The 14980-nt window shown below is 60.2% G+C and carries 15 protein-coding genes and 2 pseudogenes; 7 read left to right on the top strand and 10 right to left on the bottom strand.

All coding sequences use genetic code 11. The annotated features are described in order from the left end of the window. Positions 1-56: 56 nt before the first annotated feature. The 7 genes from H9Q75_RS09840 to H9Q75_RS09810 all read right to left on the bottom strand — a co-directional run bounded on the left by H9Q75_RS09840 (position 57) and on the right by H9Q75_RS09810 (position 7607). Positions 57-1850 (bottom strand): substrate-binding domain-containing protein, encoded by a 1794-nt coding sequence (locus H9Q75_RS09840; RefSeq protein ID WP_186566584.1) that lies wholly within the window; start codon positions 1848-1850, stop codon positions 57-59. A 155-nt stretch (positions 1851-2005) separates the two neighbouring features. Continuing rightward, positions 2006-2563 (bottom strand): prolyl-tRNA synthetase associated domain-containing protein, encoded by a 558-nt coding sequence (locus tag H9Q75_RS09835; RefSeq protein ID WP_341480933.1) that lies wholly within the window; start codon positions 2561-2563, stop codon positions 2006-2008. A 5-nt stretch (positions 2564-2568) separates the two neighbouring features. After that, positions 2569-3852, bottom strand: a complete 1284-nt coding sequence (locus tag H9Q75_RS09830) for an O-acetylhomoserine aminocarboxypropyltransferase/cysteine synthase family protein (protein ID WP_186566582.1) — start codon at positions 3850-3852, stop codon at positions 2569-2571. A gap of 72 nt (positions 3853-3924) precedes the next feature. Then, positions 3925-4842, bottom strand: coding sequence for a GerMN domain-containing protein (locus H9Q75_RS09825; RefSeq protein WP_186566580.1), 918 nt, complete (start codon positions 4840-4842; stop codon positions 3925-3927). Then, positions 4839-6296, bottom strand: a complete 1458-nt coding sequence (locus H9Q75_RS09820; RefSeq protein ID WP_186566578.1) for a sensor histidine kinase — start codon at positions 6294-6296, stop codon at positions 4839-4841. Before H9Q75_RS09820 ends, H9Q75_RS09825 begins: the two co-directional genes overlap by 4 nt. 229 nt (positions 6297-6525) lie before the next feature. Then, a complete protein-coding gene (locus H9Q75_RS09815) occupies positions 6526-7209 on the bottom strand; it encodes a response regulator transcription factor (protein WP_186566576.1) in 684 nt (227 codons plus the stop codon). After that, positions 7206-7607, bottom strand: a complete 402-nt coding sequence (locus tag H9Q75_RS09810) for a ComEA family DNA-binding protein (RefSeq protein ID WP_243200782.1) — start codon at positions 7605-7607, stop codon at positions 7206-7208. Before H9Q75_RS09810 ends, H9Q75_RS09815 begins: the two co-directional genes overlap by 4 nt. A gap of 101 nt (positions 7608-7708) precedes the next feature. Between H9Q75_RS09810 and H9Q75_RS09805 the strand changes: the two genes are divergently transcribed. From H9Q75_RS09805 to H9Q75_RS12695, 3 genes and pseudogenes are all read left to right on the top strand, one after another. Beyond that, a complete protein-coding gene (locus tag H9Q75_RS09805; RefSeq protein ID WP_186566574.1) occupies positions 7709-9127 on the top strand; it encodes a D-alanyl-D-alanine carboxypeptidase family protein in 1419 nt (472 codons plus the stop codon). A 101-nt stretch (positions 9128-9228) separates the two neighbouring features. Continuing rightward, positions 9229-9522 (top strand): MerR family transcriptional regulator, encoded by a 294-nt coding sequence (locus tag H9Q75_RS09800; protein ID WP_207720818.1) that lies wholly within the window; start codon positions 9229-9231, stop codon positions 9520-9522. Positions 9523-9562: 40 nt separating this feature from the next. Next, positions 9563-9729 (top strand): annotated as a pseudogene (locus H9Q75_RS12695) (TipAS antibiotic-recognition domain-containing protein); the annotation flags it as partial. A 157-nt stretch (positions 9730-9886) separates the two neighbouring features. Here the strand turns inward: H9Q75_RS12695 and H9Q75_RS09785 are convergent. From H9Q75_RS09785 to H9Q75_RS09775, 3 genes are read right to left on the bottom strand one after another with little or no spacing between them, the layout of a single operon-like run. After that, positions 9887-10096, bottom strand: a complete 210-nt coding sequence (locus tag H9Q75_RS09785) for a PF20097 family protein (RefSeq protein ID WP_186566572.1) — start codon at positions 10094-10096, stop codon at positions 9887-9889. A 59-nt stretch (positions 10097-10155) separates the two neighbouring features. Then, positions 10156-11355: an ATP-binding protein gene (locus H9Q75_RS09780; protein WP_186566569.1), complete on the bottom strand. Its 1200-nt coding sequence runs from the start codon at positions 11353-11355 to the stop codon at positions 10156-10158. Positions 11356-11411: 56 nt separating this feature from the next. Then, positions 11412-11753: an MGMT family protein gene (locus tag H9Q75_RS09775; protein WP_186566567.1), complete on the bottom strand. Its 342-nt coding sequence runs from the start codon at positions 11751-11753 to the stop codon at positions 11412-11414. Between the two features lie 149 nt (positions 11754-11902). Here H9Q75_RS09775 and H9Q75_RS09770 point away from each other — a divergent pair. From H9Q75_RS09770 to H9Q75_RS09755, 4 genes and pseudogenes are all read left to right on the top strand, one after another. Further along, a pseudogene (locus tag H9Q75_RS09770) lies at positions 11903-12001 on the top strand (AbrB/MazE/SpoVT family DNA-binding domain-containing protein); the annotation flags it as partial. Positions 12002-12325: 324 nt separating this feature from the next. Continuing rightward, positions 12326-12919, top strand: a complete 594-nt coding sequence (locus H9Q75_RS09765; RefSeq protein WP_186566565.1) for a type IV toxin-antitoxin system AbiEi family antitoxin domain-containing protein — start codon at positions 12326-12328, stop codon at positions 12917-12919. Continuing rightward, on the top strand, positions 12916-13761 hold the full coding sequence (locus tag H9Q75_RS09760; RefSeq protein ID WP_186566563.1) for a nucleotidyl transferase AbiEii/AbiGii toxin family protein: 846 nt from the start codon (positions 12916-12918) through the stop codon (positions 13759-13761). Before H9Q75_RS09765 ends, H9Q75_RS09760 begins: the two co-directional genes overlap by 4 nt. 490 nt (positions 13762-14251) lie before the next feature. Then, positions 14252-14971 carry a TetR family transcriptional regulator gene (locus H9Q75_RS09755; protein WP_186566561.1) on the top strand — a complete coding sequence of 240 codons (720 nt, stop codon included), beginning with the start codon at positions 14252-14254 and terminating at the stop codon, positions 14969-14971. Positions 14972-14980 lie beyond the last annotated feature (9 nt).

Here is a 14980-nt window from a genome sequence, read left to right as displayed (position 1 = left end):
AGCGCCCCGGATACGGCTTTGCCGTATCCGGGGCGCTTGCTTTTCTTCAGTTCCGCTTATGCGCCTTCCAGAGGCTTCAGAGGGCCGAATCCCGCGCCGAGCACGCATTCCTGTCCCCGCTGGCTGAGCATGAAGTCCACCATGCGGCGGGCCGGGGAGTCCTCCGGCTCGTCGGAGCGCACCACTGCGTAATTATAGCCCGCCAGGGGATAGCTGCCGTCGGCAATGGTCTCGTCGCTGGGGTACACCCCCTCCACCGCGAGCAGCTTGAGGGCGTCCACATCGCCCAGCAGGATCTGAGTGGCGCTCTGGTAGTAGTAATAGATGCTGTACCCCAGGGCATAGGTCAGAGGCTCGGCCTGATAGGCCTCCTCCACGTCGGTAATCACCGAGGCCATGGACACCGAGGTGGTCTCCCGCTTGATATCCGGATGGATTTCCGCCCCTTTCAGGAAGAACTCCTCCATCTGAGCCTGGCTGCCGCTGTCTCCATTGCGGCAATAGGGGACAAAGGCCGCGTCCGAGCCGCCCAGTTCATCCCAATTTGTATAGGCATTATCCACATATACGTTTCGTATTTGCTCCATGGTGAGATTTTCCGCAGAATTGGCACTGTTGGTGAAGAACACCATGGCATCGTGGGCGATGGGGATAAGCTCCAGCTCCACCCCGGCTGCCTTGGCCTTGGCCAGGGTGGCCTCGGTGGGCTTGGTGGAGGCGAAGAGGAGGTCCGCCTCGCCGCTGATCAGCCGCTCATAGGAATAGTAGCTCTTGGAGTGCTTGGCCGGGTACTGGGGGTGATTGGTATAGTTGTCAAACAGGGCGGCATACACCGCGTCGGTGTATGGCTTGGTGGAGGTGGAGCCGTCGATGACCGGCATGGCCTGGTCAAAGCCGTATGCAATGGCCTCCGGGGAGGGGTAGAGGGGCACATAGCTCAAAGCGCTGCTCACAAACTCGATCACCTCTCCCCGGGTGATCTTCCGCCCCGATTCGACACGGACCTTATATACCGGCCCACCGTCCTCCGACTCCCCAGTCTCTTCCCAGGTGAGCGCGGGCGCCGCGCCGTGGGAGGCCAGAGCCAGATAGGACGGCAGAGCCCAATCCGGGATCTCTGTCCCATCCTCCACCTGCCAGTCCTCCAGGGTCCATTTGCACTCCGCATCCTCGTCCAGCCAGCCCACGGTCTTCATGGCCCGGCAGAGCATGACCGTGAACTCGCCCCGGGTCACGCTGTCCAGTGGGCGGAAGTACTCCGGCTCGTTGGTAATGCCCGCCGCCCGGGCTGCCGAGGCCGTCTCATAGTACCAGTCGCCGCTCTTCACATCTGCAAACCCCGGCTCCTCCCCCGGCTCCAGGGAGAGCAGACGGCATAGAATGGTGAAGGCCTCCGCCCGGGTGATGGCCGAATCGGCCTTCAGCTGTCCCGTACCGTCCCCCAGGATGACCCCCCGGAGGTTCAGCGCATCGGTGCCCACGGGGGCGTCGTAGTACTCATGTCCCTCCCATACCGTCACATGGTCCATAAAATGCAGCGGATCGCCCTGGAATACCTCCAGCGGCCGGTCCGCCTGAGCGGCCGGAACGGTGGCGAACAGGTAGCCTCCCCATTTATACAGGCTGCTCAGCGCCACCGGCTCCAGGGTATCCGCGTAACGGACGCACAGCTTCTGGGTATCCGCCCAAGCCAGCTCCTGCCCTTCCGGATACGTCAGGCGGACCGTCACATAGTTCCCGCCAGGCTCCGTACGCTCCCAGAGCGCCTCCTGCGCCCCCGCCGCGCCGGCAGACGTACCGGCCAGAACGGACAGGCAAAAGACCAGGGCGAGAAATGATCTCAGCTTCATCTTGTTCGCTCCTTTCACATCGTGTTTATCTTCCATTTTTATCATAGCCGCTTCCACTTCCCTTGGCAAGTTACAGTACGGCAACAAGTCCTTAAGAATCCATTAACCAAAAAATGCCCCGAAGGCAGATACCTTCGGGGCGGCGGCGCGCTCTGTCAGTCCGTATCCGGCCGGGGCAGATCCACGATGGTGGGCTCGTGCCGGACTGCCGGGAGAAACTTGTTGCGAAAATCCACCATACGCACCTTCAGGGTGGAGGTGGAAAAACAGGGATGCCCGCTGATATATTCTCCCGAGAGCAGCTCCCGGTCCATCAGCAGGCGTACCCTGCCCTCCCGGTCGTTCATCAGCTCAAACCCGCTGGCCGAGCCGGGGGCCGCCCCCAGGAGGGCCTCCATGTGCTCCGGCGTGGCAAAGGACAGCCGTGCACAGCCCAACTGCGCGGTCAGGTCCTTGGTCTTAAAGGGTTTGTCCCCCGGCATCATCAGCAGGTAGAAATCGGTCTGCTGCCGGTTGGTCAGCAGCAGGTTCTTGTACACCGGCACGCCCAGCACCGCCTCCACCGCCAGGCAGTCGGCCATGGTGTTGGCATAGTCGTGGTCGCAGCGGGTGTAGGGGATGCCCAGCCCATCCAACAGGGCGTAGACCGCCATCTCCCGGGGATCGCGGGCCTCACTGGGCGCTGTGGTAAACAGTTCGGGGTTGACGTGCACGGCTCTCACACCTCCGCCAGGGCCTGCTCCACGTCGGCCAGGATATCCGCAATGTCCTCAATGCCCACGCTCAGGCGCACCAGGTCGGGGGAGATGCCGGCCGCGGCCAGCTCGGCGTCGCTCATCTGCCGGTGGGTGGTGGAGGCGGGGTGGAGCACACAGGTCTTGGCATCGGCCACGTGGGTGGCGATGGAGGCCAGCTTCAGCCCGGCCATGAAGCGGGAGGCCGCCTTCCGTCCGCCCTTCACGCCGAAGGAGACCACGCCGCAGGTGCCGCCGGGCATATACCTCTGGGCCAGCTCGTAGTATTTGTCCCCCTCCAGGCCGGGGAAGCTCACCCAGGAGACCTTGGGGTGGTTCTTCAGGAACCTGGCCACGGCCAGGGCGTTTTCACAGTGGCGGGCCATGCGCAGGGGCAGGGTCTCCAGGCCGATGTTCAGGTAATAGGCGTTCTGGGGGGAGGGAATGGAGCCGAAGTCCCGCATCAGCTGGGCCGTGGCCTTGGTGATGTAAGCCCCCTCCAGGCCAAAGCGCTGGGTGTAGGTCACCCCGTGGTAGCTCTCGTCCGGGGTGGTCAGGCCGGGGAACTTGTCCGCGTGGGCGTCCCAGTCGAATTTCCCGCTGTCCACAATGGCGCCGCCCACTGTGTTGGCGTGGCCGTCCATATATTTGGTGGTGGAGTGGGTCACAATGTCCGCCCCATGCTCAAAGGGGCGGCAGTTCACCGGGGTGGGGAAGGTATTGTCCACAATCAGGGGCACCCCGTGGGCGTGGGCCGCCCGGGCAAATTTCTCGAAGTCCAGAACAGTGAGGGCCGGGTTGGCGATGGACTCGCCGAACACCGCCCGGGTCTCGGGCCGGAAGGCCGCCTCCAGCTCCGCCCCGGTGCAGTCCGGTTCCACAAAGGTGAAGTGGATGCCCATGCGCTTCATAGTGACGGCAAAGAGATTGTAGGTGCCCCCGTAGATGGCGGAGGAGGCCACCACGTGCTCCCCGCAGGAGACAATGTTGAAAATGGCGTAAAAGTTGGCCGCCTGACCGGAGGAGGTGAGCATAGCCGCCGTCCCCCCCTCCAGGGCGCAGATCTTGGCCGCCACATGGTCGTTGGTGGGGTTTTGCAGGCGGGTGTAGAAATAGCCGCTCGCCTCCAGGTCAAAGAGGGCGCCCATCTGCTCGCCGGTGGCGTAGCGGAAGGTGGTGGACTGGACGATGGGGATGTTTCGGGGCTCCCCGTTGCCCGGGGTGTACCCGGCGTGGATGCACTGGGTGCTGATGCGCTGCTGGCTCATGGCGTTTCTTCCTTTCGTGATATGCGTTGCAGACAGGCTGCTTTTTATCCTACGCCCGCCGGAGCAGGCTTGTCAATTCTTTTCCAGCGACAGATCCGGAATCAGCGGCTGGGACGTGTCCACGCCGCCTATGGCGGCCGGGGCCTCCCCCTCCACCAGCAGCTGCACCCCGGCCACCGAGTCCAGGCTGCCCATGGTGTTGACCAGGGCGTAGACCAACAGTGCCCTCTGGGCGGAGTCCGAGGGTAGACCCGACAGGAAATCCTCCGACAGGTTCACATAGCAAATCCCGTTTTCCAGCTCTACCGAGCGGATCTGCGTGTCCTCCGGCACGGAGGTGGTCAGGCTCTGATACTCCGGGCCGGACAGCCAGGCGGTGAGCACCGCCTCCCGCAGGGGATGCTCCTCCGTGCGCGTCACCTGGCGGTATTCCACCCCCAGGCCGTCCCCCTGGCTGCGCGGGAACCAGAGGCTCACCCGCACATGAACGGCCTCTTCCTCCGCGCCGGAGAGGACCACGTCGTCCGCGCTCAGCTGCTGGGTGCGCCGGAAGGGCATCTCGTCCCCCTCCACGGTGATGTAGACCCGCTCTACCCCCTCCACCTGGCACAGGGTGAGGGCAATGCAGTAGTCCGCCACCGTAAGGGCCACGCCGGACAGCCCGCCGTACTGCTCGGACAGGTCCAGGTGCAGCTGCCCCTCCTCCAGCTGCCAGGAGAGCAGCCGCACGCCCGTTGGGAAGGGGGAGCTCAGGCCCAGATTCTCCGGCTGGGCAAGCAGCAGCTCCATCAGCGCGGGCACCGGCTGGGCGCCCTCCTCCAGGGTGCGGTATTCGCAGTCCACCGCGGCGCTTCCCCGGTTTGAAGCGGACACGGCGTAGTAAACCCCGTAGGCGCCCTTCGGCGGCTGTCCCCGCTCCGCGCCCTGCCCGATGCAGGCGCACAGCAGCAGGGCTATCCCGCACAGCAGGATCAGCACACGCTTCCTCATGGCTGCATCTCCTCCTTTTCCGCGTAATAGGGAAAAGACACCTCAAAGCAGGAGCCCTCCGGCTCCCGCCGGCGAACCGTGACGGCCCCGCCGTGCTGGCGCACCATGTCCCGGACAATGGACAGGCCCAGGCCGGTGCCTCCCGCGGCCCGGGAGCGGGCCTTGTCCACCCGGTAAAACCGGTCAAAGATCTTCGTCATATCCCCCTCCGGGATCCCCACGCCCGTGTCCTCCACCCGGAGGGTGACCCAGCAGGCGCGCCCCTCTCCCCGCCGGAACACCGTGACGATCACCCGGCCCCCGGGTACATTGTATTTCACCGCATTTTCCATCAGGTTGAAGGCAATCTGGTACAGGTCGTCCTCCGTGGCAAGCACCAGGCAGTCCTCCTCCAGCCGGCTCTCCAGGGTAATCTCCGCCGACCGGGCCAGGGGGGTGAGCATATGGCGCACCTTTTCCGCCACCCAGGCCACGTCCACCGGCACGATTTTGGCCGGCAGAGCGTTGTCCAGCCGTGTGAGGGTGAGCAGCTTTTCCGTAATGCGGGTAAGCCGCTCCGCCTCCTCCCCGATATCGTTGACAAATTCCCGGGCCGTCTGGTCGTCCATATTTTCCGCCTGCAGGATGGAGTCGGTCAGCAGGCGGATGGAGGCCAGGGGCGTCTTGAGCTCATGGGAGGCGTCGGAGACAAACCGGCGGCGCACCTCTTCGGTGGTCTGCAGGCGGTCCGTCAGGGCGTTGAACTCCTCCCCCAGCCGGGACAGCTCGTCCCCGCCGGTCACCGGCACCCGGTGGCTGTACTCGCCTTCCCGCACCACCCGGATGGCCCGGAGCAGCGCGCCGATCCGCCGGGTGAGCGCCTGGGAGAACACCGCGCTCATAATCACCGCCACGATGCAGATCACCACGGACATGGAGCGCAGGTTGCTCTGGATGCCCAGCAGCAGGGCGCCCTGCTCCGTGTCATACTCGTAGAGATAGACCGCACCCATGGTCATGCCCCGGTAGGACACCGGCACGGCCGCCCGGCTCCGGAAGGCCCCCTCCCGGTATTCCGAGCGAAACACATCATTGCCCCGCAGAGCGGTGGTCAGCTCCCAGATCAGGGCATAACGGCCCCCGGTGCCCGCCCGCTCCCCATTGTTGTAGTCGTAAAGGATCTGTCCCGCCGGGTCCGTGACCATCACCCTGCGCACGCCGGGCATACCCAGCACCGTGATGGTCCGCTCCACACTCTCGGCCGTCAGGACCTCCGGTCCCGCCAGGGCGGAGGCAATAACCGCGGCCTGGCTCTGCAGGGACGCCTTCTTGGACTGATACATCAGGTCCTGGGACACCAGCACCGGATAGGTGTTGAGCAACACGATCACCGCAGCCACAATGACCATGTAGGTCAGGGCGAACTTGGTCCGCAGAGAGCGCCAGAAGGGCACCTTCTTCGATTGATCTTCCATGGCGCTCACCTCGATCCCCGAACAATCCGGAGACACCGGCCTCCGGCAGAAATAGAATAAAAAGAAGTCCGCAGGCGCATTCACTTCGCCGCAGGACCCTGCCCCCTGCCCGTACCGGCGGGCAGGCACCCGCGCTGCGGGCGGGTGAGGGGGTATTGAGACCGCTGTGCCGCGCAGGGCGGCGCGGCACAGCGGTCTCATATTCAGGGGGGATAGCGTCCCCCTGGACCTAGACGCTCTTCAGATAATACCCCACGCCCCATTTGGTGAGAATATACTCCGGGTTGGCCGGATCCAGCTCCAGCTTCTCCCGCAGGCGGCGCACATGCACGTCCACGGTGCGGTAGTCCCCTGCGTACTCGTAGCCCCAGACCACATTGAGCAGATTCTCCCGGGAGTACACCCGCCCCGGGTTACGCAGAAACAGCTCCATCAGGTCAAACTCCTTAGCCGTCAGGTCCACGCTCTGCCCGTCTTTTTTGGCGGTACGGGAATCGGCATCCAGGCTGATGTGCCCCACGCTCAGGCGGCTGTTCTTCTCCTTCTGGTTGGCCATGCCCGCCCGGCGGAGCAAGGCCCGCACCCTGGCCTTGAGCTCCAGAATGTTGAAGGGCTTGGTGATATAGTCGTCCGCGCCGCACTCAAAGCCGATGATCTTATCTGCATCCTCGCTGCGGGCGGTGAGCATGATAATGGGCACATTGGAAAATTCCCGAATGCGCATACAGGCCTGGAGTCCGTCAATTTTGGGCATCATGAGATCCAGGATAATCAGATCGAAGCCGCCGCTTCTGGCCAGATCCACGGCGGTTTCCCCGTCATAGCCCACCTCCACCTGGTAGCCTTCGCTCTCCAGGTTGAATTTGATGCCCTTGACCAGCACCCTCTCGTCGTCTACTACTAAAATCTTCATTGGGGCTCCTCTCCTGTTGTAATCCGGTCGATCAGGCCCTGCAGCGTCCCCTCTCCGATCCCATCCACCTTGGTCAGATCCTCCGGGATCCGGAAGGGTCCGTGCTCAGTCCGATAGTCTATGATATCCTGGGCCCGCTTCTCCCCGATCCCCGGCAGCTGCTGCAGGGTCTGCGCGTCCGCAGTATTGATGTTGATCAGCTCCGTCGGGGCTGGCGTCTGCTCCGACGGCGACGGCGCGGGCGCCCCGATGGGCTCGGCCTGGCGCAGGGTTCGCTGGGTCTCCACCCGCACGCCTTCGGCCTGTCGGCTCCCACCCAAAAACCATCCGGCTGTGAAGGCCAGGAAAACGGCCGCCAGAAGGAGGGTCAAAAGCTCCAGTTTTGAAATCTTCATCATTTTGTAACCGCCTCCCCTGTTGCACGGCAGGCTCTGGTTTGCTATAATGACAAGCGCAATCTGTAACAGAATCAGTATAACACATTGTTTGGGAGTTTCCTATGAAAAAATACCGTCTTGTGTCCTTTTTCCTCTGTATCCCCCTGCTGGCAGGACTCCTGGTCCTGCCAGCCGCTGCCGCCGGCAGCGCCGACCCCACCGCCACCGCGGAGGCCAGCGGGATTGTCGCCGGCATGCACATTGAGGCCAGGGCCGCGCTGCTGGCCGACCCGGATACCGACGAGGTGCTCTACGCCCAGAACGCCCATGAGCGGATGTACCCCGCCAGCATCACCAAGGTGATGACCGCGCTTCTGGCTCTGGAGGCAGTGGACCGGGGGGATCTGAGCATGGACCAGGTGATCACCGTCAGCAACGATGTGTTTACCGGGATCGGCGAGGGGGGCTCCACAGTCGACATCAAGCCCGGGGAGCAGCTTACGGTGCGCGATCTGCTCAATTGCGCCCTGATTCCCTCCGCCAATGAGGCCTGCAACGCCCTGGCTGTGGCGGTCAGCGGCAGCATCGCCGCCTTTGTGGAGCAGATGAATCAGCGCGCGGCGGAGATCGGCATGGCGGAAACCCACTTTGCCAACACCCACGGCTACCACGACGACGACCATTACACCACGGCCTATGATGTCTATCTCATGTGCCGCGAGGCCATGGACCACGCGGAATTCCGCACCATCGTCTCCTCCAAGAACTACACGGTGCCCGCCACCAACCTCCACGAGCAGCGGGTGGTGCGTGACACCAACGCCCTGATCTCCAACTATCGGATCACCGGCTACCTCTACGAGTACGCCAACGGCATCAAGACCGGCTCCACTCCGGAGGCGGGCTACTGCCTGGCCGCCTCCGCCAGCAAGAATGGCAAGAACCTCATCTCCGTGGTGCTGGGGGCGGAGAACCCCAAGGACGCGGCCGGCAACACCAGCCGCCTGCAGTTTTCCGAATCCGCCCGGCTGCTGGAGTGGGGTTTCAACAACTTCTCCCAGCAGACCATTTTGGATGATACCGCCTTGAACATCGCCGAGATTCCGGTCACCCTGTCCGACCAGGTCAATTCGCTGGTGGTGCGGCCCGAGGGCACCCTTACCGCAACTCTGCCCAACGATATGGACGTAAAGGATTTTGACTGGGACTGGAGCCTCATTGCAGAGTCGGTGGAGGCCCCGGTGGAGGAGGGCCAGGTTCTAGGAAGCATCACGGTCTCCTACAAGGGCACCGAATACGGCACCCTGGACCTGGTGGCCAACACCTCGGTCAGCCGCTCCGAGTGGCTCTACCGGCTGGACCGCATTCAGAAATTCTTCGGCCAGCTCTGGGTACGTATCGTGATCGCGGCGGTGCTGGTGCTCATCGCCGTACTGGTGCTGCGCCGGGTCCTTTTCCGGGGCCAGCGGGGCGGCGGCCGGCGCCGCGGCTATGCCTACAGCGGCTCTCGCTATACCGGCGGACGCCGCAGAAAACGATAACACCAAAGGCGGGCGCTTAAAGCGCCCGCCTTTTTTCAAAAAGCCCTTGACCTTTCCCCTGCGTCATAGCTTATACTCCCCTTTGTCAGGAGGGACCATCCATGGAATACACCGCCAAAGCGCTGGCTGACCTGTCCGGCGTCAGCCCCCGCACGCTGCGCTGCTATGACCGGTTCGGCCTGCTCAAACCCCTGCGCACCACCCGCTCAGACTACCGCATTTACGGCCCCGCGCAGGTAGACCGGCTCCAGCAGATTCTTTTCTACCGGGAGGTGGACTTTTCCCTGGCCGACATCGGCCGTCTGCTGGACACCCCTGATTCAGGCCCAGGAGGCGCTGCAGAGTCACCTGTCCGCCCTGGAGGCCAAGCGCCGGCGGTTGGATGCTCGATCTGACCCGGGAGGAGTATGACCGCAGGTAGGCTCTGGAGAGCCAATTGAATCCCATCTGACCCAAGCCGTCCGTAATCGGGAGAGTCCCGCCGGGCCGGAGGGCGCGCAGCTGGCCGCCCTCCACCGGGCGTGGCTGGAGCGCTCCTGGCCCCGGTACACGCCCCAGGCCCATGCGCCGCCCTCTACACTCAGAATGAGCGGTTTACCGCCTATTATGACCGCCAGGTCCCCGGCTGCGCCGCCTTTCTCCGCGCGGCCATAGAGGCCTATGTAAAAAACAGAACCCGTAAGCGCGCAAAAACGCCCCCGGCCGGTTCTCCGCCAGGGGCGCTCTCTTTTGCCTCCCACTTCCGCCGGGGCCGGCCCCTCAATAGCGGAAGATCACCTTCCGGCACGCGGGGCAGTACTGCACCGGGATCCCAGTCCCCTCCTTCCGGCCGTTCAGGCGGGCGATCTTATCCTTCTTTGGGGCAATCTGCGGCCCCGCAAAGGGGTGCAGCTTTGTGGTCAGGTACAGAAATCCGCTGCTCTCCAGATAGCAGTTGCCCAGCTCGCTTTCACAAAAGGGACATTTCATGTTACCGCTCCTCCTCTCAACAGGGCCTGCCCGGTAGGGAGATGAGCTTCCCCCTGTTTTTACAGGTGCAGGCTGGCAATAAACTGCTTCGCGGTCCTGGGCGTCCTTCCGGGATGGCGCATCTCCCATTTTGCCGCCTCGGCGCGGAGGGTATCCCGGTCCAGGGTGACACCGGCCTGTGCGGCCATACGCTCCACCAGCCCCAAAAATTCCGGCTTCCCCAGGGCCAGATAGGGGATGCGCAGGCCAAAGCGCTCGGACAGAGAGGTCTTTTCCGAAATGGTCTCCGTGCGGTCCACCTCGTCCCCCGCCCGGTCGGAAAAGGTCTGGCGCACCAGGTGGCGGCGGTTGGAGGTGGCGTAGATGGCCACGTTGGCGGGCCTCCGCTCCAGCCCGCCCTCCAGGATGGTTTTAAGCACGGAATAAGTGCGGTCGTCCTGGTCAAAGGCCAGGTCGTCGATAAACAAAATAAATTTCCGGCGGCGGCCCTCCAGCCTCCGGATGAGGTCGGGCAGGTCGGCCAGCTCCTCCTTCTGCACCTCAATCAGGCACAGATCGTCAAAGCCCGGAACAGAGAGCAGGGATTTCACCGTGGCGGATTTGCCCGTGCCGCTGTCCCCATAGAGCAGGACGTTGTTCACCTGGCGGCCCTCCAGCATGGCGCGGGTGTTGGCCACCACCTGGTCCCGCTGCAGCTCATAGCCCAGCATCTCCTCCGGAGTCTGACTGTCCGGCTCGGCCACCGGGAAAAGCCTGCCCTCCTCCCACAGGAAAGCCCTGTACCGGGCAAAAATACCAGAGCCGTTGGCACGGTAGAACTCTGTGAGCGTCTCAAAGGAAAACGGTGCGCCGCAGGTCCATCGGGGCAGACCTTCCACCGTCGCGGAAAAGTCCGGCGGCACGGTCTGTCCCATCCGCGCCAGCACTGCGGAGCAGTCCAGCTCCGCCAGGGCGGCCAGGGTGTCAACATCCCGCCGGGCCGCCTCGGCGAGGGCACTGTCCGCCCTCCCCTGCTCCACCATCCGGGCATAGGGGGACTCCTGATAGCGCAGTTGGTCGTGCAGCCACTCTCCAAGTCCCCCGCATCCAGCGGCGCGCAGCTCGTAGAACAGACGGGTGTAGTCCTCCAGCGCCCCTGTGCCGTCTCCGGCGGACAGCTTGTCCAGCAGCGAGAGAACCAGGCCCATCATGGGCTCGTCGGTCAGATGTTTATAGGCAGCGACCCCGTGGAGGGCGGGGCGCAGTTGTTCCAGTTCCATGGCAGAGGCCTCCTTTTTGTTCACGGCCTTTATTGTAGGACAGAAGCGTCCGCCTGTCAATCGGCGTCCGGTCCTGCGCGCTTCCACTCTGCTTCCCCGCCATCCCACAAAAAGCGGTCCAGATCCACCGTTCCGTCCGGTTCAAACCCCACACCCTCCATCTCCAGCAGCATCCGGTGGGTCTCCTTCCCACAGGGCAGAAACGCGCCGCACAGGCCTCCGAACCGGTTCACCACCCGATGGCAGGGCACATCCGGCGGGGCGTCGTGCATGGCGTATCCCACTACCCGGCTCAGGCGCGGCCGCCCCAGCAGGCGCGCAATCTGCCCATAGGTGGCCACCCGTCCGGCCGGAATCTGTCGGACCAATTGATGGATTTGTACAAACGTCTCTTTCATGAAATGATCCTATCATATTCTCTGTCTATCCCGCAAGTTTTCACTCAAACATTTTCCAAATGAAACCACCAGTCCTTTCCGCATAGGCAAAAGAAACCTGCGGATAATAAGGAGCGTTACCATTCAAAACCACAGGAGGAGTTTTATATATGAAAGCGACTGGAATTGTACGCCGCATCGACGATCTGGGCCGTGTTGTCATTCCAAAGGAGATCCGCCGCACTATGCGTATCCGCGAGGGCGACCCGTCACAGACTACATTGACACCGTGGGAAAAATACTGCTTCGCCATGCTCGATTTAGCCAAACGCCGAGGCTGGTAGCTGTACATAGTGACGAAGAACAGCTTTGGGACGATGCGTATTCGAGATGGTTAAAAAAGCTTTTATAAGGGCTAAAAATACTGTGGCTTAAAGGATTTCGGAAAACCAACGGTTACACAAAAAACCCAGCTACGACAATAACACATCATTTGCGAATGATTTAATGTGTAATTGTCGCCTCCGCAATTGACTATAACACATCTTTTGTGTATAATATAATGTGTAGTAGTCGAAAGCGGGGTGGCAATCATGACCAACAAGGAAAAAGTCAAAGAGCTATTGGAAGCGTCGCGGGACGGAACGATTACCGCAGAACAGGTGACAGCAGCAGGGCTGCACCGAAGCATTTTACAGGAGCTTGTAGAGAACGGAAAACTTTACCGTTTCGGACGCGGTTTGTATGTGCGCAGCGATGCATGGGAAGATGATTTTTACCTGCTGCAGCGGAAGTATGGGCGAGGAATATACTCACACGATACCGCGCTGTATTTGCTGGGCTATTCTGACCGAACCCCGGCGCAGTACACCATGACATTCCCCAAAGGCTACAATTCACCATCGCTAAAACAGGAAAGAATCAACATCAAGCGAGTTGTGCCGGAGAACTATTCTTTTGGTGTAATTGAACTGAGATCCCCCTGCGGCAATCCTATCCGTGTTTATGACCTTGAAAGGACGCTGTGCGACATCCTTCGCGGCAGCGGCAGTGACATTCAGATTGTGGGCGCGGCAATGAAGAAATACGCGGCTTCCAAAGAAAAAGACATACACAAACTGATGCAGTACGCAGATCAGCTTCGTGTGAAGCCCAAAGTGCTGCGCTATTTGGAGGTGCTATTATGATTACAAAGAATCCGATGCAGCTTAAAGCCTTCATCAAAAAGAAAGCTGCGGAAAAGAATATCTCTGCCCAGCTCGTCATGCAGAACTATATGCTGGAAAGACTGCTGGAGCGAATTTCGCTGTCAAAGTACAAGCATAATTTCATACTCAAAGGCGGCTTCCTTATTTCCGCAATCGTCGGTCTGGACACAAGGGCAACAATGGATTTAGATACAACAATCAAAGGCTTTACGCTGACGCATGAATCCATCCGTGAAATCTTCGGAGAGATCTGCGCCGTGGAAATTGCCGATGATGTGAAGTTTGAGCTGGTGGACATTTCAGACATCCGGGAGGGTGACGATTATCCGGGCATCCGTGTGGCTCTGAAAGCGAACTACCCGCCGATCAGCGTACCCTTGACCGTGGATGTAACTACCGGGGATGTTATCACGCCGAGGGAAATCGAATATACCTTTTCGTTGCTGTTCGATGACCGGACAATCAGCATCCTTGCCTATAACCTTGAAACAGTGTTAGCGGAGAAGATAGAAACGGTACTGTCCCGCAGTATTGCCAATACCCGTCCGAGAGATTTTTACGACATATATATTCTGTATGCCCTTCGCGGCGCGGAGTGTAATGCAAAGACGCTGCTGCAAGCTTTGGAACGGACCACGGACAAGCGCGGCAGCCATAAAGTGCTGGAAATCTACCCGGATATTATTGCGGAGATTCGTGTAAGCGAACAGCTCCGGGGCTTCTGGAAAAAGTATCAACGCGATTTTAACTATGCAAAGGAGATTTCCTTTGACGATGTCTGCGACACTGTCCGGCACATTATGGACAGCATCACGGAATAAATGGGAACAAAACTTACACTTAGCTGAAGTTTAAGTCAAGTTTAAAGTACACTTATCATACAGTTATTATGCAGAAGAATATTGGCTCCAGATAACAAAGGTCGGTATTTGAAATACAAATTGAATATTTAAGGCAGTTAACGCACATCCAACGCGTTGGATGCGCGTTAGGAAAACCTCCGAAGGGAAGATTTTTGCATTTATATGCATTTTTCTGTCCTAAGTGTAGGCGGTATTTAGTATATGCAGTAAGACGATAGAATCATACAACGCAAAAAGGAAAAGGGCCTGTTGCATAATTTGATGTGAATTCGTCAATGGCACATATCGAGAGAGACAATAGACGGGAGAAATCCCGTCTATTGCTTTATGTGAAAACCATGAGAAAAATTCACCTGCCATCTTGTAATTTTGCAGTCTGAATGCTATACTTTGCTCAGAAAATAAACGCGTTTTGAATTGATAATTTGTGTAAAAGAGGTGGCGTGGAGTGGCGACACACAGAAACGAACAGGAACGACTACATGACCGCAAGCTTGTGCTGTATACGGCGGCGAGAATGTTTTTGGAAAAGGGCTACGAAGCGGCCTCCGTTCGGCAGATCGCATCGGCAGCGGGAATCAACGTCAACACCATGGTGCATGATTTTGGCGCGAAGGAAAACATTCTTTGCGAGCTTGTGGAATACGTTCTAAACGGACAGTTTTCTGCCGCCAAACATCTGCTGCTGGGCCAGACCGAGGACAGGGTTCTGTACTACGCCGCGGAGACGGCGCTGCAGCTCCACATGGCAGAATGCAGTGAGGCAGCCCGGAACTTATACCGCTCCGCCTACTCCCTGTCCCTGCCCTCAAAACTGATTCAGAGGAATGTGGCTGAGAAGCTGACCTCTGTGGTGTTCCGGGAGTACCTGCCCGACTGTTCCTTGGAGGACTTCTACCGGCTGGAGATCGCCTCCGGCAGCATGATCTGGGGATACATGGCAATTCCTTGCGACGCAGAGTTTACCATAGACCAAAAGGTGGATTGCTTTCTGGATGCAGCGCTGCGGATCTACCGGGTGCCGGAGGAAAAGATCGCGGAGGCCAAAGCCTTTGTAAAGCGCTTTGACTATCCCACCATCGCAAGACAGACAATCGCAGATATGCTGAAATTTCTGGAGAAGCCGGAGAAGGACGGCTCTCCGCCGCCGACAGATGTGGCGATATAATAAAATTGA

The organism is Lawsonibacter celer (genome assembly GCF_014281125.1).
Classification (GTDB): domain Bacteria; phylum Bacillota; class Clostridia; order Oscillospirales; family Oscillospiraceae; genus Lawsonibacter_B; species Lawsonibacter_B celer.
This window is presented reverse-complemented; position numbering and strand designations above follow the sequence as displayed.